The organism is Enterococcus sp. R12 (assembly GCF_058135755.1).
In genome coordinates, this window is sequence record NZ_CM176874.1 from 3,042,532 (window position 1) to 3,065,855 (window position 23,324).

At 39.9% G+C, this 23,324-nt stretch carries 15 protein-coding genes and 1 other annotated feature; of the genes, 3 read left to right on the forward strand and 12 right to left on the reverse strand.

Annotated elements, in window-relative coordinates:
* Positions 1-28: 28 nt before the first annotated feature.
* From ACTW1R_RS14095 to nox, 10 genes are all read right to left on the reverse strand, one after another.
* Positions 29-1,783 (reverse strand): sortase family protein, encoded by a 1,755-nt coding sequence (locus tag ACTW1R_RS14095; protein ID WP_156236561.1) that lies wholly within the window; start codon positions 1,781-1,783, stop codon positions 29-31.
* 133 nt (positions 1,784-1,916) lie between these two features.
* Positions 1,917-2,591, reverse strand: a complete 675-nt coding sequence (locus tag ACTW1R_RS14100) for a pilin N-terminal domain-containing protein (RefSeq protein WP_156236563.1) — start codon at positions 2,589-2,591, stop codon at positions 1,917-1,919.
* A gap of 4 nt (positions 2,592-2,595) precedes the next feature.
* Positions 2,596-6,732: a SpaA isopeptide-forming pilin-related protein gene (locus tag ACTW1R_RS14105; RefSeq protein WP_375826469.1), complete on the reverse strand. Its 4,137-nt coding sequence runs from the start codon at positions 6,730-6,732 to the stop codon at positions 2,596-2,598.
* Positions 6,733-6,769: 37 nt separating this feature from the next.
* Positions 6,770-8,500, reverse strand: a complete 1,731-nt coding sequence (locus tag ACTW1R_RS14110) for a SpaH/EbpB family LPXTG-anchored major pilin (protein ID WP_375826468.1) — start codon at positions 8,498-8,500, stop codon at positions 6,770-6,772.
* Positions 8,501-9,027: 527 nt separating this feature from the next.
* A complete protein-coding gene (locus ACTW1R_RS14115) occupies positions 9,028-9,882 on the reverse strand; it encodes a hypothetical protein (protein WP_375826467.1) in 855 nt (284 codons plus the stop codon).
* A gap of 27 nt (positions 9,883-9,909) precedes the next feature.
* Positions 9,910-15,069: an RNase A-like domain-containing protein gene (locus ACTW1R_RS14120; protein WP_489927305.1), complete on the reverse strand. Its 5,160-nt coding sequence runs from the start codon at positions 15,067-15,069 to the stop codon at positions 9,910-9,912.
* A 591-nt stretch (positions 15,070-15,660) separates the two neighbouring features.
* Positions 15,661-16,020, reverse strand: a complete 360-nt coding sequence (rplT, locus tag ACTW1R_RS14125) for a 50S ribosomal protein L20 (protein WP_003128653.1) — start codon at positions 16,018-16,020, stop codon at positions 15,661-15,663.
* A gap of 63 nt (positions 16,021-16,083) precedes the next feature.
* The gene (gene rpmI / locus ACTW1R_RS14130) at positions 16,084-16,284 is read right to left on the reverse strand and encodes a 50S ribosomal protein L35 (RefSeq protein ID WP_003128650.1); all 201 of its coding nucleotides are present in this window, start codon (positions 16,282-16,284) and stop codon (positions 16,084-16,086) included.
* A gap of 60 nt (positions 16,285-16,344) precedes the next feature.
* The gene (infC, locus tag ACTW1R_RS14135; protein WP_005228103.1) at positions 16,345-16,866 is read right to left on the reverse strand and encodes a translation initiation factor IF-3; all 522 of its coding nucleotides are present in this window, start codon (positions 16,864-16,866) and stop codon (positions 16,345-16,347) included.
* A gap of 47 nt (positions 16,867-16,913) precedes the next feature.
* Positions 16,914-17,037: a sequence feature (ribosomal protein L20 leader region), on the reverse strand.
* A gap of 99 nt (positions 17,038-17,136) precedes the next feature.
* Positions 17,137-18,471: a H2O-forming NADH oxidase gene (gene nox / locus ACTW1R_RS14140; RefSeq protein ID WP_005228102.1), complete on the reverse strand. Its 1,335-nt coding sequence runs from the start codon at positions 18,469-18,471 to the stop codon at positions 17,137-17,139.
* 333 nt (positions 18,472-18,804) lie between these two features.
* Here nox and ACTW1R_RS14145 point away from each other — a divergent pair, with 333 nt between their 5' ends.
* The gene (locus tag ACTW1R_RS14145; protein ID WP_270276647.1) at positions 18,805-19,440 is read left to right on the forward strand and encodes a pentapeptide repeat-containing protein; all 636 of its coding nucleotides are present in this window, start codon (positions 18,805-18,807) and stop codon (positions 19,438-19,440) included.
* Here the strand turns inward: ACTW1R_RS14145 and ACTW1R_RS14150 are convergent.
* A complete protein-coding gene (locus ACTW1R_RS14150; protein ID WP_087628023.1) occupies positions 19,437-20,342 on the reverse strand; it encodes a magnesium transporter CorA family protein in 906 nt (301 codons plus the stop codon). The two genes, ACTW1R_RS14145 and ACTW1R_RS14150, sit on opposite strands and share 4 nt — an antisense overlap.
* A gap of 89 nt (positions 20,343-20,431) precedes the next feature.
* Positions 20,432-21,076, reverse strand: a complete 645-nt coding sequence (locus tag ACTW1R_RS14155) for a deoxynucleoside kinase (RefSeq protein ID WP_010749130.1) — start codon at positions 21,074-21,076, stop codon at positions 20,432-20,434.
* 305 nt (positions 21,077-21,381) lie between these two features.
* On the opposite strand from ACTW1R_RS14155, the gene mvk reads away from it, so the two are divergent.
* Both mvk and mvaD read left to right on the forward strand, forming a co-directional pair.
* Positions 21,382-22,314 carry a mevalonate kinase gene (gene mvk / locus ACTW1R_RS14160; RefSeq protein WP_015510390.1) on the forward strand — a complete coding sequence of 311 codons (933 nt, stop codon included), beginning with the start codon at positions 21,382-21,384 and terminating at the stop codon, positions 22,312-22,314.
* Positions 22,307-23,305: a diphosphomevalonate decarboxylase gene (mvaD, locus tag ACTW1R_RS14165; RefSeq protein WP_060791519.1), complete on the forward strand. Its 999-nt coding sequence runs from the start codon at positions 22,307-22,309 to the stop codon at positions 23,303-23,305. Before mvk ends, mvaD begins: the two co-directional genes overlap by 8 nt.
* Positions 23,306-23,324: the final 19 nt, after the last annotated feature.

The following is a 23,324-nucleotide window of genomic DNA, read 5'->3' on the forward strand; positions in this document are numbered from 1 at the left end:
TTTTCACATTTTTCTTGCCGCTGAACGATCAACGGATAATACTAAAGAATAAGATCGGGAGCATAAAGAACAAAAACATCGGTAACATCGTCTGAAGCGGATCTTTGACGAACCGTGCAGCAACGATCATGGCAAAGCTTTGAAAAAATGAAATTGGATTTTCTTCAACGATTTTCCCAGTGGACTTTTCGGTCGATTGCTTCAGACCCATGGTAGCCATTTCTGCTTTCGTCATTCCCTGAATCGATTCCACCGCCTGCAATTCTCCTTGAACGACTCGTCGATAAGGCGTTCCTATATTCCCCTCACATCGCAAAAGCGTGAGGATCGGCGAGGCTCCTGGTTTGTTTTTTTCAATATAAGAAACCTCTGTTTCTTCGACCACTTTATTGAGAGAGACCGTATAGATATAGACATCTTTAAAATCGGTCGTATAGATCTTGTCCCCTTCTTCTAAAAACTTGATGCGATGCATCAGTACATCTTGTTCATAAATGTTATGGGCGAGCAAAACGTAGTTGTCTTTTCCTAATTGCTGTTCTTGGCGAAATGTTGCTGCCCCCGTTAATAAATTTTGGTTGGCTAATCCAGCGAGTATCGGCAAATCAATCGATTGCTCTGGGATCACGAGCTTCCCGATTCCCCAGTTGTTTGTTGAAAGCTGCAATGCGCTCTTGGCACTTGCATAATCCGCCACATTCACACTGGCAATTTGTTTTTCTTCATAATCAGCACGTTGTATCTTACTCAAATTGTAGTCACTCAACGTCTCTTCAACCCCTACATCAACGGCAGCTGTTGCGGTTTCTTGCTGCATTTGTAAGTACCCATAAAAGGCAACCGCTAAAATCGCCAACATGCTAAGAAAGACGAGTGCAAAATACGTTTTCGTCACAAAGAAGAGTCGTTTCAGATTTTTGCGTCCTCGCTCGGATCGTTTCGGATCTGGCGAACGAAAATAGCGTAACCAATAGCGGTATACCATGATCAGGATCAAGAAAAGAACCAGGTTGATCGCAAGTGTCCCTAAAACGATATTTTGGTAACTCCACACGTTACGCTTGGTTACCTTCTTTTGTATCGCATAGCTATATGGCACTCTTTTTCCTGTAACCAGCAAGCGGTAAGTATTGATTCCAGGTGGGGTACACGTGAGTAAAGTCACTTCATCTTTCCCCAAGTTGATTTTTACTTTCTCCACTTCACTTGGTAAGATTTCTTCAAATGAAGTGATCTGATAGGCCAACCGTTCTCCTAAAATATTGATAAAAAACAAATCGCCTTCTACTAGATTTCGTACATCCGTAAATAGGACCTGATTTTTCACCCCGCTGTGTCCTGTTATCACAGAGCGGGTATTTTCACCGCCGATCGGGATCGACGTTGGTTCGAAATGCCCTAAGCCCTTATCAAGTGTTTTATAAGAGGTACCATGATAAAAGGGCATCTCTTTAATATCAATTGCTGGAATATCAATGGTTCCCATGACACCAGATTGATTTTTCAAGGCACTTTCATAAACGACCGGTTCAGGATTTTCTCCTTGCTGCTTCGCAAAAATATACTCGTTATACTTTTGTGCTAGCTCGTATTGTGCTTTTTTTTCCTGCTCACTCATTTTTTCCATGGTTTGGTCATAAGCGACCTCTGCTTGACTTCGTTCTCGATTGGATAAATAATTGCCGATGATTGGATAAAGAAGTACGAGGAACCCAACCGTTATCATAGTAATGGCAAAAATCATTAAGAATGAGTGCTTTTTTCTTGGTTGACGTTGCCTCATTTTTTCTCCTTTCCCATCTTTGACCCGACTGTTTATATTTCGGTCAATTTGTATGTATCTGTTTTTTATAACTAAGTACTTTTATTGAAAAAAGCAGGACAGTTTTTTTAGGACTGCCCTGCCTAACGAGCCATTAAAACTTGTTGTGTTTCGTCTTCAGAGCCCTTATCCCAATCGCGCCCATACTAATGATAAACACTAGAATAAGGTACAATGGTTGCGCATTTCCGATATTTCCACTCGTTTGCGGCAGCCGTTGCGTGCCCCCATCAGGAGTGGTTCCTGGAGGGGTCGTTCCTGTTGCATCCACCACACTTGATTTAGGATAGAGAAAGACTTCTTTTAACGCCTCTCCTTCCCGTTGTGGCAAAGGAACCTCCACAATGACTGGGTCCATCACTGATTTCAACAATTGATTGTCTTTTTCAATGACTTGATAGGTCCCACTAGCTAAATCAGCAACCCGTGCCAATCCATTTTGATCGGTGGTGACGGTTATTGAAAAAGCATCTTCTCCGACGACTGGTTCAAAGGTCGATTGTCCTTGGACAGGTGATACCCTCGTGATCTCATAAGAGATTCCTGGTAAAGGAGCAAGAACATTGCCGTTTTCATCTACGACTTGATCGACTTTCGTTCCATCCATAGGCAACTCAGAAGAAAGAACCGTAGAATCACTTAACTTATATTTCAAAATTGAAATCGCATAGGATTCATTGCTTGCTTCAGCAGCATGTGCTGGAATCGAAGATACCCCTAGCCCTAATAGAAAGAGGAACGCGAGAAAGAAAACCGATATTTTTTTCATTTACTTACGCTCCTTTCTTTCTAAGCTGATCATAGTAGTAATACAACGCCCAGATACCTGCCAAACCAAATGCACAGGCAATTCCTACGAGCCAAACCATCGGTCCGTTAACCCCTGCTTGAGGCAATTCAGTCGTTTTATCGTTTTCTTGATAAACCATGATGGTTTGATTTCCCTCACCAATCGTGACTTTGATTGGTTTTTTGATCAATTCGTATCCGGCAGGTGCTTTTGTCTCTACAAGATTGTATTCGCCTGGTTGGATACCCGTGAAGTTCAAATAGCCGCTTGCATCGGTGGTTGCACTACCGACTTTTTCCGTTTGATCATTGCCTTTGTATAGATCAAAGGTGGCATCAGCTAACGCTTTTCCTGAAGCTTTTTCGACATCACTTAACTTTCCATCTCCATTTGCATCAACGGCAGTTCCTGTTTCGTATTTAAATAACCGAATAGTAGACAGGCGGATCAAGCCAATGTTGACATCTGTCACATGGTGTACCTGATCTTTCAGATTTTCATCTGCCGCTAAATCTGTTAATTCTGGTAAATCATACGCTACTGTTTTAAATGTATCTTGATCCGCTTTGGAGTTTAGTTTAGGATCGTCTCCAACCAAAGGAGTCGTTACTGCAAATTTCTTTTGAACCACTTGATCACCAACCACAAATTCAGCAATGTACTCGCCTTCTGGCAAGTTTTGGAAAATATATTTCCCAGTTGCATCGGTCTTGATCAATGAATTCCCCGAGTCATCAACGAACTTTTCCCCCGATAAGCTTTCCTTGACTAACTCGTTTTGGTACGTTTCCTCTACAAAGCTTGTGCGATAAAGCTTGACTGGAATGTCTTGGGCAGCCAATTCCTTGGTGCCATTTGCCAAATTGCCGATCAAGCCATCTAAGTTATCGTCATACCAAGCCACACCGGTAAAATCACGACCGTAGACGGTGGTTTCAAAATTCTGCGAGCGAACATCCATGTCCAAATAAGAATTGAACCGAATATTATTGACCAAAACATCTCCTGGTTTTTGCCCACTTGGATCAATGGTGACTGTCAGTGTGATCGTGTCACCAACTGGTAGTGACTCTGTCGTCACTAAAAATCCTTTGGCTTTTGAGATGTCAGAATTACTTGAATACAGTGTCCAATCGTTAATATCATTAGGATCAGTTGTTTCACTCACTGTCTCATTTGTGAAATAGATTTTTGCATTTGGATCATCAACCGCTACTTCTGTCACCTTGTAACTTCCGTGGAAGATCGTGCCTCTTGAGTCACCATCATATGGAAGAACATCGCTGATTCGAACATCTTTAATCGGTTGTGCAGATTCGTTTTTCGTCGTCATCGTATACTTGATAGCATCGGTTACTCCAACTGGTGTATCATCACCAACTTCAATAAGTTTTTTGTCACCAGTTTTGCTGACGATTACTTGTTGGATCAATTTTTCTTTGAAGGTATCCGAAGAGGAACGAATTGTTTCGTCGGTTTCATCTTTCACCGACGAATCACCTGATCGCCACATTTCTCCAACAGTAGATACTGTTAAGTTACCGGTAAAACCACTGGAATCAAAACTAAGCTTTGGAAATTCAGAAGCTGCTTTGAAATTAACTTCTACCCCAGTTGTCAATGGCATGTCTGAGAAGGACCAGCGAAGTTTTGTCGTTCCGTCCGCATTATTTGTAATAGTCGGTTCTGGAAGACTATTTCCTTTTGCATCCTTACTAGAATTTGCTTCGTAATGGATGCCTTTGGGTAATGTAGTTGTCAATGCACCGTCATAGTCAACTGTGCTTGTTCCTGTCAATGTTCCAGTTACTTTAATAGAAATCGTTTCAGATGTATCATAAAGTTCTTTTTCAACTTCTGTCTTAGTTAAAATACTGAAAGGATTCACATAAGCTGATTCACCAAAAATACAATAATAGGTCATCGGAATAGAGGTTGCTACTCCATTAGAATTATATTGGGTTGGGAGGTATGTCCCAGTCGTGCCAGCTAAAGGATCATAGAGAACATTCCCATTGTAATCTTTAAATTGATGCGTACTCAACAGGACTAACGGGTTACCTGCAGGCGTAATATTACCAGGTTGCTTTTGAATAACTGTCAATGGAATTCTCGGCATACCTTTCCACCCTGTCGGGACCGATGTTTTTACATAAGCAGCAACGGCAGATATTTCTCCTCCACTAGCTACAGCCTCTTCTGGTGTGGCATACCAGTTGTACAGTTGCTGTGTCACGCTAAAAGATTGGACTTTCATCGTTACAGGAGCAGTATTTGAAAAATTCTTCGCAACGCCATACATAAATCTAGGTTTATCAGTAATAGGATCAACAGTAGAGGGTCTTGAAGTATCATATTCTAAAGCACTTGGATCCCACATTAGTATAGTATCTTCTTCAAAGACGGCATCATTGGTTGTACCGATGAAATCAAAAGCAACGATTGAATCGCCAGAAGACAAGCGGGCATTTCCTGTGTTAGTTGAAATACTAGTTTGATTTAGTGATAAATTAGTCAACCAACTATGCATATCAGAGGTGCCAGCTTTTGCAAATACTGGACCACAAACATACGCCCCGGATGCTGCGACAATGTTAGGATATGAAATACTTGAATTGTTGGAAGTTGTCACCCCATCATAGGAAACAGAATCCACATAAAAGCTCATATCGTATCTATTCCAATTGTTTGCTCGGGCAAGCGCTTCTGTTTGGGTACGGTCCCAAGACATAATGAGCTCTAAACTCGAAAACGCTTTGGATGAGCTACTAGTGGTTCTATTTCCAGTCATGAGGTACGTATATGGATTGACCACCCCAGCATAGTCGGAGTTAGTGACATTTCCATTCGTGGTAACATTAAAGTTACCTGATTCATAGACACCAATCTCTTCCAGCACTCCTTTTGGTTGTGTGGAATAAATCTCACCAGTGCTGGCGTTGGGAGTCGCTAACGGTGCAGTAAATACATTGGTATTTACCGTCCCAACGTTTTTGGTAAATGCTTGTGTCCGCTGATAAGTTGCTGGTGCATAAGCTCCGATTGAGTAATTAGTGTACTGAGCAGTGGTTAAATTATTCGTCGTGGAACTTCCATTAACTTGATACGTTCCCTTTTGCTTAATTGTGTAAGTAATGGGTCCACTTGGAAAAGATGCTCCTCGATAATCGCCGGTAGCTCTTCCTTCCAACGGACGCAAGATTGTCACTGCCCCTACATCGTATGCATCTAGATTAGCGTTGCTTCCACCAAATACTTCTGTTCCTTTTTTTCTATCCCCAGAAACCAATTGAATTTCTACTGATGGTTTAGCAGAAACTGTTGTCTGTGGAACAGCAAATTCAGAATCATACACATTGTTGATAGATTCAGTTATACCACTTTCCAAATTTTCAGCATCTATTATGGTTAACTCAAAAGTCGGTTGCATCACCGTCCCATGCTTTGCATCGAACACATTTACTACGACTGGCACAAAGATCTGCCCCGTATCACTAATGGCAGATTCCATGACACCTTCCGAATACTGGGTACCATCACCTGCTCCCGTATCAACATAAGTCCCGTTTGCAATTTCTCCATTGACTTGCGGTACGCCATTACTATCTTTGGTAATTGCATTAGGAAGAGTCGCTTTCAATCGATAACGAATATTGGTGTAATCTTGATCTTTCGTACTATTTTGAATCGTAAATGAAACAAGATAAATCACTTGATCGTGAGAACGAACAATGGTATTCGTCTCATTCGAGTCATACCCAGGATTGTCATTTGTATCAAATGTTGCTGTTCCTGTTTTCAAACTAATTTTGCCTTCTCCCATTTGAATAGGAGAACTAGCAGTAGTTCCGATTTCCTCTGACGTCGCTTCACTAAAGTAGACAGGTTTATTTAAGGAATCTTTAGAAGTGTATTCCTTATTTGTCAACTCTTGCAAACTCTTATCCGTCACAGTTGTTGGAACAACGATCACCTCCGCATTTGAATCCTCATTAGCTGAAGAAGAACCACTATCATCTGCCTTTAACGTAGAGGCAGACGGAATAGCCCAGATAATCAACAAAGCGAGTACAACCGGAAACAGAACGGCGACAAGTGTATTCAATTTAAATTTATTCATTCCTTAAGTCACCTCATTCTTTCCTTCTGAACTCCTCTTAGTTGGTTTGACGTTTTTTATCAATCACTACTGCAGCTGTACCAATCGTGATGGCGCCAATTGCAATGGCGATCAACAAGGTCGTTCCAGCGCCCCCGGTGAATGGTAAATCAGTCTTCGTTTCATTGACGATGGTTGCTTCAATGACGTCATTGGTTTCACTTGCTAGATTCACTGTGATTTTTTGTGGTGCTTTCAACAATTCATAGCCTTCTGGGGCTTTTGTTTCAACGACCCAGTAATCGCGTTTGATGTCTTCTTTAGCAAATGTTGGCTCAGTACCAATGTCTTGTTGTCCGTCACCGTCTGTGTCGGTATACCAGTTCAATTCAAGACCGTTAAATTCTGCAAGCCCTTGATCGTTTGACGTTGCTTTTAATAATGTGACGCCAGTTGGTAATTCAGGAGTTGTTGTTCCGTCATTATTCAAAGTGTACGTTTTGCCATCAGAAGCCAAGAATTTGTTGGCTTTGGCATCTTCTTCACTGGTTGCAAGATGGAATTCCGCACCTGCCAATAATTTTGCTTCATCTTCTGCTGTTTTCTTAAGATCGAAACCACCAGTGTAGTATTCTGGGTCTTCTTCTGGTGGAGAAGGAACTTCAACTGGTTTAAGACCTGGACTCAAATAGTCAACATCCATGTGGTTGATGATGGTTCCATTAAAGTCTTTATCGGTATGGGTTTCAAAAACAACTTGGATCTTAGTATCACTGTTAGTTGCAACTTTCTTCATACCAGCTTCTGTCAAGCTAACAGCAACAGCTTTTGCATTTTCAGATTGGTCAGTGATTGGACCTGCAGTCACATCAGTACCGTTCAATGTAACGGTATAATCCGTTCCTGGTTGAAGCGCTACCCAGTCACCAGTATCGGTCTTCGTATTAACTGTTAAGCCATCCAATAAAATCTTTTCGTTCAGCGTATCGCGAATCGTATAGTAATCAGCGTAAATTTCATCGCCTGCTTTTACTGGAATATCCGCAATTTGAGTACCATCTTTGTCATAGACTGGTGTAATGACCATGTCTTGTGACGCAACTTGATACAATCCGCTTGGAAGAGATGCGTTGGCTTCCCATGTAAAGTGGTTGCCCGCTTTGTTTGAGAATCCTTTTCCTTCTTCAACCGTCTTATCTGGTTCAAGTAGCGATTCCATCAAGTTTTTCGGTTGTACTTCTACGTTATAAATCAATGAGCCTAGATCATCACGATCCGTTTGTGGTACTTGCACAAAGAATGGATCTGCTGGTTTTGCGACAGCAGGAGAAACACCACGGTCATCTTCTAATTCGGTAACTAGATAGATACCGTCTGCTGCATTACCAGTTCCCAAGTCAGCTACAACAGACCCATCTGCGCCGGTCGTCACTGTTTGAGCAGTAAATGTAGTATCAATCGTGTAATCTGTTCCTTCTTTTTGAACAAGTGGATTCGTTAACGCCGCATTGCCAACTGGTTTTACACGTTGAATAAGGAATTTGATCCCTGCTAGCGGTGTCTTCGTAACATCTTCTTTTTCCCCGTCGCCACGGTCGCCAAGCTCAGATAAATCTTTCACTTCATATTTCCAAAGGGTAATGGAACGATCAGTTGTGTTATCTGCAACAGGTCCGGTCGTTGCAGCATAAGCAGAAACAGATCCCACAACGGGCACAACGATGCTTCCTGCAGTGAAAAGTGACGTGGCAATAACAAATTTGGTTATCATTTTTTTCTTTGGTTTCATTATTGAACCTTCTTTCTTATTCTTATCTAGCAACAAAACAATCCAACATTTTTTCAATCTACATAATAATCACTCCTAAAGTGCCTCTTGATTTACTATGATTATGAAATAAATCAGCTCTGAGTAACTGACAAAATCAGCCTGGAAAATTTTTATTTCGGTCTTATTTGGCATTGAAAAATTCTGATTATTTGTGTGAATTCGGCGATGAGAGCGGCTTCAATCGTCAGTGATAGCAGTTTTTCTCCAAAATGTTGGCATTTTGGCTCTCAAATTCCAAAAAAACTGGCACAGCTTTTTAAAAGAAACTGGGTTCTCCATTGGGTCTTTAAAAGAAAAGGACAAAATTTTGATAAAAATGCTTATCTCCTGTCGCTTTCTTCTGAACAAACAAAAAAAACCGCTAGAATTAGCGGTTTTAAACAGAAATTTCTTTTGATTTGAATAAAAAAAGATTGAAGGATTTTAGGGAAAGGAAGGGTCTTTAGTTTTTAACTGACTCCATTTAAGGGCTCGTCACAAGTTGTTTATTTTTTCAATTCAATGATATCTTCTCGCACGCCGAGAAACAGATAGCTGATAGGTTTACCTGCTTCATCGACAATCTTAAGAAGTTTGGTATTACGTTGCTCTGTCCAGCCATTCTCTGGTTTATGGCTAAAAAGATACCCTGCTTTCTTGAGCTCCATTTCCAACTCTTCTTGTGAGAAGGCTTGAATCTCCAGTTTATGGTACTGAATAGCAACGGTCTGCTTTATATTTGGATAGTATTCTTTTCGATCAAGAAAATGGGCATTTTGTTTCTGAATCCACTGATCATAAAATTTCTGCCATTCTTCAGCATTTTTTATTGTCATCGTTTCAATGTCTTCATAGAATAAGCTGCGCACACATTGTACCTCATCACTAGGAGCTAAATTCTGTGTATCATCTGAAATGTACTCTTTAAAAAAGTCATAGTCAGAGCTAGTTTTTGTCTTGGGAATGATTTCCATCTCAAAATGATAGAAGGGATAAATCAAAGTATCCTTATGGGTTTCTGAAAATGAATCTTTGCAGAAAGATACTGTTGTAAAAGACATTTCTCGTTCTTTTTCCTGCTCTTTTGTAGATTCATTACTCCCTCGATATTCAAAATAGCACTTATGCTTTGTTGCATATTCTGTTAATTCTCCTAGTGTGTTAAATGGATAAAAATAAAGCCTTTTCCTAAAAACAAACTCATATTCTTGATTTTGCTTCGTTCGATTTGCAGTGAAAAAATTTTTCTTATCTAGTAAGTAGCAACTTTCTTTTCCCCCTAATTTTTTATACCATTCATTCAACTCCAGAACATTTTGGATGCTCATTTCTTTTATATCTTCCATATATAATCTTTGCACTGAAATCGTTCCTTTCAATTACTGTTTTTAATCCCCTACTTTAAATACAGGATAACTAGTCAATACTCTGAAGCCTTTGTCGCTAGTAGAAGGCATTAGATATAGTTGATTGTTGTATAATGGAGATACAGGAATATTACTTTGTGTAAAACCTCTCCCTAGCTTAACGGGGGTTTCAATAAATTGCCCTTTCTGTTTACCTACATTCTGAAAAACTTCTGGATGTTTAAGCTTGGTCATATTGATGGCAATCAATGCTTCCACTACCCCATAGTAAGTTGAACTAAATAGGAGGTTATCTGTATTCAGACGATTTTTTAAGTAAGTATCCGACTTCATTACATGTTTTTCAATTGTATGTCCTCGTTTGTTGCCATATCCTTCTAACTCGTCTTGGACTAAGTCTTTAAAAGTATACCATTCATACTCGTCATCAATATTTTCTATTTTTAATGCATTTAATTCTGCCAAAATCTTATTGATAGCCAATTTACTGGCACCTGCAGCAGATTTTCGGATATCATCTGGGATAACACTTTTAGGCAGTTCTTCTCCAGTTTCGGTGTTTTTGATTTCACCCGTCTCATCGTTTACTCCATAGGTTTTCCCCTCATAGGAAACGATCCCGTGGTAGGTGAATTTTTCAAGCTCTTCCCAACTACCAGTTTCAAATTCTCGAAAAATAGACGGGGTTGTTAATTGTAACTGATTGGTATGGATCAGATGTGCTGCATAGTAAACGACCAGCGTTCCTGCCATCGCTAGAAGTAAGGTTGACCCGGTAATCACAAATCGCTGTTGTGGACCAAAATTGACTATTTGAGCATCTGTATAGAACTGACCGTTTCCTACATATTGCAACGGCGCCGAAAGGGACGTACTTCCTAATGGCAGACTGCCAACATTAGGAAATGTTTGCTCTCTTAAATTAGTGCCCAATAAGTAGTTTTTACCAAACATTGCATCTAAAACTGGATGGCTTCCTCGTGAGGTTCGCCAAACTGAATTTAACGTATTTGAAACACTTACTGCTGTTGGTAATTGAAGCGGTCGATGGTGAGGAGCATATATGTCGGTCAATTCTTGATGAAACACACCATTTAAGTAGATATGTGTTCGCTCTGGATTGGTATCAATTGAAAGCTGGAACTCATTGAACTGGTGACGCCTGATTTGTAGCGTTGTTTCAGCTGTAATATCCGTCATCGCAATATAGTAGCTGCCAGCAGGTAAATCAAGGGTTAATGTATTTCTTCCACTTTGTAAATAACTTCTTTCAAAAACTTTAGTTCTATTCGAATCAAAAATGGCTAGTCTTTTGCTTTTAGACCCATTTATTTCAAAGTCTAATCGAGTGACATCATTTAGATTCATTAGAAAGTATTGATTTCTATTTGACTTGCGCCCTTCTTTAAAAAAATGCCATGTTCGAACTTCATTATTCTGTTTCGCAACATATAGATCAATTTCCGAATCGTTTACAATCTTGATCTCATTATCTGTCCAATATGTTAACCAATTCAAAAAATAGTTCAAACTTTGCCCCCGACAGGGGTCTTCACTTTTATTCCTATCGTAAAATCGGTAGAATTCTTCTTTGAATTCAAATTGTATCGCTGGTTTTTTTATTCCCACTGTGCCTAATTGTCTGGCTGTTCCTCGTTGTCCGCCTAGAAGTTCATAGTACATGTGCTCGGTATTCGTAAATGCTCTTAATACTCCCGAGTTATTCGTAAAAAGCCTTTTCGCATAGGAATATTTTCCATTCGATGATTTTATCAAAAAATACAAGTCATCATTTTTCAACGTATGCATGGTATCTGTTGACAGAATATCTATATCGATTGAGTCTTCCGATGCTATTTTTAATCCCTTGGTGTAATCTATTGTGTCTGGCTCATACTTCATGTTCAAGTTATTTTCTCGAACAAAATACTCTAAGTCCCATAAGCGAGGATATTTGACAATCGATATTTCAGTATCTGACCAATACATTATCCAGTTCAAAAAATAGTTTAAACTTTGCCCCCGACAGGGGTCTTCACTTTTATTCCTATCGTAAAATCGGTAGAATTCTTCTTTGAATTCAAATTGTATCGCTGGTTTTTTTATTCCCACTGTGCCTAATTGTCTGGCTGTTCCTCGTTGTCCGCCTAGAAGTTCATAGTACATGTGCTCGGTATTCGTAAATGCTCTTAATACTCCCGAGTTATTCGTAAAAAGCCTTTTCGCATAGGAATATTTTCCATTCGATGATTTTATCAAAAAATACAAGTCATCATTTTTCAACGTATGCATGGTATCTGTTGACAGAATATCTATATCGATTGAGTCTTCCGATGCTATTTTTAATCCCTTGGTGTAATCTATTGTGTCTGGCTCATACTTCATGTTCAAGTTATTTTCTCGAACAAAATACTCTAAGTCCCATAAGCGAGGATATTTGACAATCGATATTTCAGTATCTGACCAATACATTATCCAGTTCAAAAAATAGTTTAAACTTTGCCCCCGACAGGGGTCTTCACTTTTATTCCTATCGTAAAATCGGTAGAATTCTTCTTTGAATTCAAATTGTATCGCTGGTTTTTTTATTCCCACTGTGCCTAATTGTCTGGCTGTTCCTCGTTGTCCGCCTAGAAGTTCATAGTACATGTGCTCGGTATTCGTAAATGCTCTTAATACTCCCGAGTTATTCGTAAAAAGCCTTTTCGCATAGGAATATTTTCCATTCGATGATTTTATCAAAAAATACAAGTCATCATTTTTCAACGTATGCATGGTATCTGTTGACAGAATATCTATATCAGTTGAGTCTTCCGATGCTATTTTTAATCCCTTGGTGTAATCTATTGTGTCTGGCTCATACTTCATGTTCAAGTTATTTTCTCGAACAAAATACTCTAAGTCCCATAAGCGAGGATATTTGACAATCGATATTTCAGTATCTGACCAATATGTTAACCAGTTCAAAAAGTAGTTTAAACTTTGCCCCCGACAGGGGTCTTCACTTTTATTCCTATCGTAAAATCGGTAGAATTCTTCTTTGAATTCAAATTGTATCGCTGGTTTTTTTATTCCCACTGTGCCTAATTGTCTGGCTGTTCCTCGTTGTCCGCCTAGAAGTTCATAGTACATGTGCTCGGTATTCGTAAATGCTCTTAATACTCCCGAGTTATTCGTAAAAAGCCTTTTCGCATAGGAATATTTTCCATTCGATGATTTTATCAAAAAATACAAGTCATCATTTTTCAACGTATGCATGGTATCTGTTGACAGAATATCTATATCAGTTGAGTCTTCCGATGCTATTTTTAATCCCTTGGTGTAATCTATTGTGTCTGGCTCATACTTCATGTTCAAGTTATTTTCTCGAACAAAATACTCTAAGTCCCATAAGCGAGGATATTTGACAATCGATATTTCAGTATCTGACCAATATGTTAACCAGTTCAAAAAGTAGTTTAAACTTTGCCCCCGACAGGGGTCTTCACTTTTATTCCTATCGTAAAATCGGTAGAATTCTTCTTTGAATTCAAATTGTATCGCTGGTTTTTTTATTCCCACTGTGCCTAATTGTCTGGCTGTTCCTCGTTGTCCGCCTAGAAGTTCATAGTACATGTGCTCGGTATTCGTAAATGCTCTTAATACTCCCGAGTTATTCGTAAAAAGCCTTTTCGCATAGGAATATTTTCCATTCGATGATTTTATCAAAAAATACAAGTCATCATTTTTCAACGTATGCATGGTATCTGTTGACAGAATATCTATATCAGTTGAGTCTTCCGATGCTATTTTTAATCCCTTGGTGTAATCTATTGTGTCTGGTTCATACTTCATGTTCAAGTTATTTTCTCGAACAAAATACTCTAAGTCCCATAAACGAGGATATTTGACAATCGATATTTCGGTATCTGACCAATACATTATCCAGTTCAAAAAGTAGTTTAAACTTTGCCCCCGACAGGGGTCTTCACTTTTATTCCTATCGTAAAATCGGTAGAATTCTTCTTTGAATTCAAATTGTATCGCTGGTTTTTTTATTCCCACTGTGCCTAATTGTCTGGCTGTTCCTCGTTGTCCGCCTAGAAGTTCATAGTACATGTGCTCGGTATTCGTAAATGCTCTTAATGCTCCCGAAGAATTCGTAAATAACCTTTTGGCATAGGAATATTTTCCATTCGATGATTTTATCAAAAAGTACAAGTCATCATTTTTTAAAGTATGCATCGTACTCGTCGACACAATGTCTCCGTGAGGATGAACATCGCTTGTTACAATAAAATTTTGCGTATAATCAATATTTCCCCACTCACTCTGAAAACTGTTTTTTTTATTTTTAATAGAATCCGTTTGACTTGATACAGAATATGAAGTTTCATTAGTGTCTGAATGAACTTCTCGACTGTATTCTGAATTGTCTGTATTGATTTCAAAACTGCTAGTCATTTCAGAATCAAAACTATGTTCGCTTGAATTAGATCCTACTTGTTTTTCTTCACTAACCCCTTCAACATTTTCTTTTGACTCTTCCGATTGTTTGTTTTCCTGCGATTCTGTACTAGTCGAAAAATCGTGATTGGTTTCTTCTCTAGAGGATGTACTTTGTTGTGAAGATTCAAGTGCTTTTTGATTTGACTGTTCTTGCTTTACTTGGTCCTGATAATCAGTAAATAGATCTCGAATAATTATCGTTTCCTCTAAATCGGAAAGCAATTCAGATAAATCAGCTGGTTCGTTCAAATACAGGTCGTACCAGGTTTCATCAAAAAAACCATACCAAGCATAGTTGACGATAATAAAGGTCATAGGTGAGGTTGGTTTTGTCGTTCTACTATGATTTTGGATAAAGTCAGCTACTTCTGATGGTGCTAGTTGCCAACTGCTTTCATCAATCAATTGATGAAAATCCCCATCTCTAAAAACGGGGAAATATTTTTGGTAATCCAACTGTCCTTCTACATAAAATCGAATATTGATTGGATTTAAAAATACCCAGTCTTCCTCTTGAAAAATCTCAGACAGTTGCTCTTTCTCAGTCGAGAAATCTACTTGTTCTGTTGGCTCAGATAAAAAGTAAATTCCTCTGCTTGTTTCAATTTCCTCTGCTACAACGATGGATGCTGGTAAAAAATAAGGAATCAATAACCCCAATACACTCCATAAAACCAACAAACGCTTTTTCATTTTTCATCTACTCCCACTTTGAATCAGTTTATTCATCCTGTCCTATTCCTATGGCGAGTAATTTTTTTGAATATTCTGAAAAATGTACCTATTAAAAATTCTAATTTTCTATGTATTCCATATATTTTGCAAAACCCGATTCACATTGGTTATCCAATGTTCTTTCCATAACCTCCTTGTATCATCCTCTTTTCGAACTAAGAAAACCATTGACACAGCCATAAAACATTGTACATCGACTGCTGACAATGACTTAAAGTTAATCCTATATTCACAATAATTATAGTATTTCGGTATTTATTTGTCAAAAAATACTTTTATTTTTATTTTTTACAGTAAATAACGACCTATTTATTAACAATAAACTACTTCCGACACCTTAAATTATGTGTCAAAATCGATCAGTTTCTTTATATATTTATCCGCTTGATTTCTATGTTTAATAAAAAATTTCTAATCAAGAATCACGCTTTATTCCTTCGATTTGCGTACTAAAGAAAGTACATCAGTAAAGGATCGCACTGTTTTGTAAAAAAGTTTATAAAAAAACCCCGCTCAAAGAGCGGGGCTAACGTTGTTGCAAACGATTGATTATTTGTTTAAAGCGTCTTTTGCTTGGTCAGCTAATGCAGTAAATGCTGTTGCATCGTTTACAGCCAAGTCAGCTAACATTTTGCGGTTGATGTCGATTTCAGCTAATTTCAAGCCGTGCATCAATTTTGAGTAGCTTAAGCCATTCATACGAGCCGCTGCGTTGATACGAGCGATCCACAATTTGCGGAAGTCGCGTTTCTTTTGACGACGATCGCGGTATGCGTAGTTGTATGAATTCATTACTTGTTCTTTTGCTGTTTTAAATAGAGTGTGTTTAGAACCGTAGTAACCTTTTGCTAATTTAAGCACTTTTTTACGACGTTTACGAGTTACTGTTCCACCTTTAACACGTGCCATGTATAATTCCTCCTAATATGAAAATCGATAATTGTTTGTATACGTGAAGCTTGGGTTACGCAATTATTTCATGCGTGCTAGTTGTTGACGGATACGTTTGTAATCGCCAGCTGAAACCATTGAAGCTTTACGCAATTGACGACGTTGTTTTTTTGTTTTGCCGTGGAAACGGTGACTGGTAAAGGCACGGAAGCGTTTCAATCCGCCGCCGCCAGTGCGTTTTACGCGTTTTGCTAATCCGCGGTGTGTTTTTTGTTTTGGCATAACTAATTTCCTCCTCAAAATCTTTCGTTATCTGACTTTAAACTGAAACTCAGTGAGTCATTATTTATCGTTTTTTGGTGCTAATACTAAGAACATACTGCGGCCATCCATTTTTGGCTTTTGCTCAACAGTTGCCAAATCAGCAGTTTCTTCCGCCAAACGATCTAACACTTTCTGACCAATTTCTTTATGGGTAATGGCACGGCCTTTGAAACGGATCGAAGCTTTCACTTTGTCCCCTTTTTCAAGGAATTTACGTGCATTACGCAATTTTGTGTTGAAATCATTGACGTCGATCGTTGGACTTAAACGAACCTCTTTAATGTTGATTACTTTTTGTTTCTTACGAGCTTCACGGTCTTTTTTCTGTTGCTCAAAGCGGAATTTCCCGTAATCCATAATTCTTGCTACTGGCGGCTTAGCATTTGGTGCCACCAATACCACATCAAGGTTTGCTCGTTCTGCAATTTGCAATGCTTCAGCTTTACTCTTTACACCAAGTTGTTCGCCGTTTTGATCAATCAAACGCAATTCACGTGCACGAATGCCGTCGTTTACCATCATATCCTTTGCTATGGTCATTCACCTCCGAGTTTTTTGAGAGAAAGAAAAGCTTGTCGATTCGAAATCAGACAATAAAAAAACGAGTTCTTCACGAACCCGCACGTACTCCACACAAATAAATGGTAGGAATCCTATTCTGCCCAGCGATATCTTCACTCAGGCGAGAAGCGGGTGCTTCTGCTTTTATTTCTCAACTTTTATAGTATACTGTTTTTTTCTCTTATTGTCAACAGTTTTCATGATTGTTTCAAAAAAAAGCCGGAGCATACGCTCCGACTTTCGTGTTTCTTATTCTGCTTTCAATGCAGCCATCGTGATGTAGTTGTATGGTTGGTTGAAGTGAGGCAAGAAGAAGATATCTAATAGCTTCATCTTGTCGATCGTTACGCCTTCTTCGATCGCTAGTGAGAACATGTGGATGCCCATTGCGATTTCAGATGTACGTGACGCCATTTGTGCACCAACGATGCGGCGTGTTTCTTCTTCATAGACGATGCGGATCTTAACTGTCGCATTTTCTTTCATGAAGCCTGGTTTTTGGGTATCTTCGTAATCAGAGTATTTCACTTTCATGCCATTACGTTCGGCAGCTTCGACTGACAAGCCAGTTGAAACCATGTTGTAGCCGAAGATCGAAATCCCGTTTGATCCTTGAACACCTGTTGATTCTAGAGACGTTCCGCCGATATTATGGGCAGCGACGATCCCTGAACGTACGGCATTCGTTGCTAATGCGATATACGTTGTTTGTTGCAAAGCATTTGAGTACACCGTTGCACAGTCACCGACTGCGTAAACATCTGCATCGCTTGTCCGTTGATGGCGGTCCACTAAGTACGCACCGTTAGCAAACAATTCCAAATGATCTTTGCCTAGCTCGTTGTTTGGTAAGAAACCGATCGCGTTGATCACGAGATCAACTGGGTATTCGCCGTTGTCTGTTACAACTGCTTCTACTTTCTCTGTTCCTTTGTATTCACGTGCTAATTCACCGAAATGCAATTCAATGCCATTGTCAGCTAAGTTTTTGTCCATATCTTCTGTAAACCATTTGTCATAGTAGTTTGGCAATGCCCGTGTCGCTGCATCAAAAAGCAACACATTTTTGCCACGGCGTTTTGCTGCTTCAGCAATTTCAACACCGATGTAACCAGCACCGATAACGGCAACGTTTTTCACGTCTTCTGATGCTAACTCTTTATCAACCGTTTGTCCGTCTTGGAATTTTTTCAAGAAATGGATGTTTTTCAAGTCACGTCCAGGTACTTTTGGTGAAATCGGTACAGAACCAGTTGCGATGACAACTTTATCATAAGATTCAACGATCGTTTCACCATCATTGGTTACAGCGTGCACTTCTTTTTTCTCAAAATCGATATGATCAACCACTGTTTCCATATGGATTTTTGCACCTTTTGCTTCAAAATCTTCACGTTTTGTATAGAACAAGCCTTCGTATGAATCGATTTGACGTCCAACCCATAAAGCAGTCCCACAACCTAGGTAGCTTAAGTTTGTATTACGGTCGATCATTACGACCTCTTGGTCTTTGTAGTTATCTAATAGTGTATTGGCAGCAGCAATCCCCGCGTGGTTTGCACCGATAATAACTGTTTTTGTCATGGAAAATTTCCTCCTTTTGTTTACATTGTCATTATAGCTTGCTTGTGAATTTGAAAACTATCAACTTTTTCGCGATTTTAAAAATTTATGACAGTTTTTCGTTGATATACGTCACTTTCAGCGAATCAAGTTTCTATATCAAAATTATTTTCGTCTTGCAAGCAAAAAGATTGTGAAAAATTATGTATTTAAACCTAAGGATTTTCCTTGTTATAAAAGCATTCTGCAAACCGATTGAATAAATTTCACAATATTCTACTGCTTTTTCGTACCTATTGCGGCAGCGATTCGCCGTGTTATACTGAAGAGAAAAACAGATAGGATGGGATCTTGATGAAGAAAAAAATCGTATTGCCACTACCGCCCTTATTGTCGGCATTAGAGCCACAGGATTTTTATTTAGAAGAAGAACTGCTTTTCGAAAGTGCTTTCTTCGAAGGCGGTGACTATAGCTATGATGCTTGCAAAAATCTCATCTTGAAGCAATGTCATTTCAAGAAAGTGACGATGCAAAAAACACGCTTGAGTCAATGGGAATGCCAAAACGTTCTTTTTGAGAATTGCGATTTTTCTAATCTGGAATGTTTTGGCGCCAGCTTTCATCGGGTTCACTTTAAACAATGCAAATTGACCGGCACCAATTTTGCGGAAAGCTATTTCCGTGACTGCACCTTTGAAGATTGCGTGGCGAACTTTGCTTCTTTTAGCAACACCAATTTACGGACGATGCTGTTTCGTCAGTGCCAACTAAACGACAGTGAGTTTTATGAAATGGATTGGAAACACTTGACGCTACAAGAAAACCAGTTGAACAATAGCAACTGGTTTCACACAAAATTAGCAACTTTAGATTTTCGGACCAATCAATTTCAAAAGATCGCGTTGTCCTTTGAACAATTGCGGGGGCTAACGGTCGATCAAGAACAAGCCTTGGTCATCGCCGCCGGTCTAGGTTTGGTGATCGATTAACGAATTCTGCGCCATAAAGCAATCAACATCCAGATGGATAACACTAAACTGATCAATAAGGCAATCCCCCAACCGAAAATACTATTGGTAAAAGGCAGTGGAACATTCATGCCAAAGAAACTGGTGACGATGGAAGGCACAGTCAATAAGAGGGACCAAACGGTCAAAAACTTCATGGTATCATTCAAGTTATTGTTTAACAGATTATTGTAGGTTCCAGATAGTTGCTCTAAAATTTGAAAAGCCAGCAACGTCATTTCCACTGCCTGTTTGGCTTCGATCAGGGCATCATCCAGCTGTTCCCGCTCGTCATCATCCATCAAGCGATAAATGGATAACGCTTTGATCTGCTCCAAGAGGACCGCATTTTGTTTCGTGGCAGACACTAAAAAGACTAAACCGACTTCCAAATCGGACATTTGCAGTAAGTTTTTATTGGTTGTTTTTTCCCGTAGTCGCTGATTCAAGCGAATCCGCTCACTATTGACTTCTTCGACTAACGGAAAAAACGTGCCAGAAATCAAGAACAAGCTTTGAAACAAAAAGTGCAGCGGTGTTTGCTGCGGGTTTTGCAGGATCAAGCGCTCCATCATCGGAATCACATAACGGGTATCATGGGAGGCAAAAGTAAAGATCTGCTTCTTTTTTAAAATAAACGTCATTGGGCTGGTCTCAAAATGATTGTCTCGCTTTTCTTGCTGAGGTACGTTGAAAACCAGCAGCAATGCTTCTTCTTCGGCATCGTATTCGACTCGTGCGCGTTCGTTTTTATCTAGAGAATACGTAAGCATCTCATCCGACAGATGATATTGTCTTTGTAGTGCCATCACGCTTTTTGCGTCTTGCTGGTCGACTTGAATCCATTCATAGTTTCCATCATAAAAGACATGTTTGTTTTCCACAGTCCATCCTCCACTCTTGCTTTCTTCTATTATAAAAGAAAACAGCCAGAAGCCCAATCAAAGGACTTTTCTGGCTGTATCGGCTATTGCTATTTACGGGCGTCTTTCAAAGCATCTTCCACCATTGTTAAAACGGCCTGTGCCGCTTGCGGGTCTTCGACAAAATTGAATTGATCGCCATCGATCTGGATCTTTGGACTCTCATTGTATTCTTCGTACCATTGATCGTAGCGTTTGTTCAACTCTTTGTAGTAGTCGTATAACGAAGGATCAAAGGTCAACTGCTCATATTCCCGCCCACGTTTTTCAATACGCTCCAGCATCGTTTCAAAAGAAACGCGAATATGCACCAAAAGATCTGGATGCTTTTTGTGGGCTGCATACGGCAGCTCTTCCAACATATTGGCTAACAATTCATCATAGACTTTGACTTCGGTATCGGTTGCTCGCCCAAGGTCCGCATTTAAATGGAACAACAGTGAATCCTCATAAATGGAACGGTCCAAGACGTTATTGTCGTCTTTCATAGCTTGCTTGATACTTTCAAATCGTTTATTTAAGAAATAGATTTGCAGTAAAAACGCATATTTATTTGGATCTGCATAAAATAATGGTAACACTTCATTGTCATCGATCGATTCATAAAAGGCTTGACTGCCAAAATGATTGGCGATCAATGCGGTCAAACTTGATTTACCGGCACCAATCGTTCCTGCTAATACGATCACGCTCATATCCCCCAACTCACTCATCACTAAATATTGTATGTTGCACTTGCGATATCAACTATACAATACTATATCTTGTGCCGTCAACTGAAACTTTTAAAGCACAGATCAAGAAGTTTTTCAATAAAAGTTTAAAGATTTTTGCTTTTTTTTGAAATCTCATACGGAATGCTTAACGAAAGAGCCTTCTTCTAGTAAAATAGGAAAGGATCTTTAATTAAATTGTGTTTTTGTCAGGAGATAGTTACAATTGACTGACAAACGATAAATGAATCATGTGGGGTAAGCTCCCTAGAGAAATGAGGAAAATAATGTCAATTGGTACTGGCATAGCTACAGGAAAAATCATCTTAATGGGTGAACATTCAGTTGTTTACGGTGAACCAGCAATTGCTTTCCCTTTTGCGGGAGCAAAAGTACAAGTCGAGATCACAGCAAATGAAACAAACACCTTGATTTCAAGTTACTATCACGGTCTGCTTGAAGAAGTCCCCAGCCACTTAAAAAATGTCAAAGACTTGCTGCATCGTCTGCAACAAGATTTCCACACGGGTCCTTTTGCAACCTCCATCGTCAGCACCATCCCTTCTGAACGGGGAATGGGTTCTAGCGCGGCGGTCGCTGTTGCATTGACTCGCGCTTTTTTTGATTGGATCAAAAAAGATTTTACAAAAGAAGAATTGATGACCTATGTCAACTTTTCTGAAAAAATCGCTCACGGCAATCCTAGCGGGATCGATGCTGCGGCAGCCAGTGGGACGGATGCCATTTACTTTATCAAAGGGCATCCCATCACTTCGTTTCCCCTCACGATCGACGGTTATCTGCTCGTCGCTGATACTGGCATCAAAGGGCAAACGAGAGAAGCTGTCAAAAGTGTCGCCCATCTTTTTGAAACCAGCAAGCAGCTGGCCAGTCAAGCGATCCAGCGTTTAGGGATCGAAACCAAAAGAGCCAAAGAGGCAATTATAGCCAATCAATTAGAAATATTAGGCGAAAGCATGAACAATGCCCATCAGGCACTGCAGCAGTTAGGGGTCAGCAATCAGCAACTGGATCAGTTGGTTTCCTCAGCATTGGCACACGGGGCTTATGGGGCGAAGCTGACCGGCGGGGGCCGAGGCGGCTGTATGATTGCACTAACCAAAACGAAGGAACAGGCTGAGAATATCAGCCGTATTTTATTGTCCGATGGCGCTCGTGCGGCATGGATACAAGGATTAGGAGTTTATGAACATGTATAAGGGAAAGGCTCGTGCCTACACGAATATCGCATTGATCAAGTATTGGGGAAAACAAGACGAAACCTTCATTTTACCGATGAACAATAGTTTGTCCCTGACCCTCGATGCTTTTTACACAGAAACAACGGTGGCTTTTTCACCCGATTTTACGCAAGATCGCTTTACATTGGATGGTGTGGTGCAAACAGACGCTGCCACCAAAAAAGTTGCGGACTTTTTGGATCTGGTACGAAAAAAAGCGGACTGCCCGTGGTATGCCACGGTGGAAAGTCAAAACTTCGTCCCAACCGCTGCTGGACTTGCCTCTTCTGCCAGCGGATTAGCGGCATTGGCGGGTGCCTGTAGTGAAGCACTGGACTTAAACTTGTCGGAGCAAGAGCTATCCCGTTTGGCCCGTCGCGGTTCTGGTTCGGCTTGTCGGAGTATCTACGGTGGCTTTGCTGAATGGCATCAAGGTACCGATGAGACTTCTTTTGCCACCCAAGTGCCGTCGAATGGCTGGGAAGAAGAATTGAGTATGATCTTTATCTTGATCAACGCACAAGCCAAAGAAGTCTCCAGTCGTGAGGGGATGCGCCGAACCGTTGAAACCTCGAGCTTTTATCCAGGCTGGCTTTCTGCCACTGCGAGCGATCTCGTGAAAATGAAACAAGCGATTGCCGAAAAAGACTTTACTGCTTTAGGTGAAACGACCGAGGCCAACGCCTTGAAAATGCATGGAACGACCTTAGCCGCCGAACCACCTTTTACTTATTGGTCTTCTGAATCTTTACGAGCTATGGAATGTGTCCGAATGCTGCGAAAAAAAGGATTGGCTTGCTATTTCACGATGGATGCTGGTCCCAATGTCAAAGTTTTATGCCAAAAACAAGAAGAACAAACGATTTTACGTGAATTAAGTGCTCACTTTGCCTCAGAACAATTAGTAACTGCTCATGCGGGCAAAGGATTAGCCTTTTTACCGGTGGAAGAATCTTCCCCTATCAACTAAGAAGCCATTAAGAAGCCAT

What these genes read in the sequence shown, in the direction of transcription:
- ACTW1R_RS14100 (WP_156236563.1), bottom strand. Translation starts at nt 2,591, where the DNA reads ATGAAAAAAATATCGGTTTTCTTTCTCGCGTTCCTCTTTCTATTAGGG.
- ACTW1R_RS14110 (WP_375826468.1), bottom strand. Translation starts at nt 8,500, where the DNA reads ATGAAACCAAAGAAAAAAATGATAACCAAATTTGTTATTGCCACGTCA.
- nox (WP_005228102.1), bottom strand. Translation starts at nt 18,471, where the DNA reads ATGACAAAAACAGTTATTATCGGTGCAAACCACGCGGGGATTGCTGCT.
- rpmI (WP_003128650.1), bottom strand. Translation starts at nt 16,284, where the DNA reads ATGCCAAAACAAAAAACACACCGCGGATTAGCAAAACGCGTAAAACGC.
- ACTW1R_RS14145 (WP_270276647.1), top strand. Translation starts at nt 18,805, where the DNA reads ATGAAGAAAAAAATCGTATTGCCACTACCGCCCTTATTGTCGGCATTA.
- ACTW1R_RS14155 (WP_010749130.1), bottom strand. Translation starts at nt 21,076, where the DNA reads ATGAGCGTGATCGTATTAGCAGGAACGATTGGTGCCGGTAAATCAAGT.
- ACTW1R_RS14105 (WP_375826469.1), bottom strand. Translation starts at nt 6,732, where the DNA reads ATGAATAAATTTAAATTGAATACACTTGTCGCCGTTCTGTTTCCGGTT.
- ACTW1R_RS14095 (WP_156236561.1), bottom strand. Translation starts at nt 1,783, where the DNA reads ATGAGGCAACGTCAACCAAGAAAAAAGCACTCATTCTTAATGATTTTT.
- infC (WP_005228103.1), bottom strand. Translation starts at nt 16,866, where the DNA reads ATGACCATAGCAAAGGATATGATGGTAAACGACGGCATTCGTGCACGT.
- rplT (WP_003128653.1), bottom strand. Translation starts at nt 16,020, where the DNA reads ATGGCACGTGTTAAAGGTGGAACAGTAACTCGTAAACGTCGTAAAAAA.
- mvk (WP_015510390.1), top strand. Translation starts at nt 21,382, where the DNA reads ATGTCAATTGGTACTGGCATAGCTACAGGAAAAATCATCTTAATGGGT.
- mvaD (WP_060791519.1), top strand. Translation starts at nt 22,307, where the DNA reads ATGTATAAGGGAAAGGCTCGTGCCTACACGAATATCGCATTGATCAAG.
- ACTW1R_RS14120 (WP_489927305.1), bottom strand. Translation starts at nt 15,069, where the DNA reads ATGAAAAAGCGTTTGTTGGTTTTATGGAGTGTATTGGGGTTATTGATT.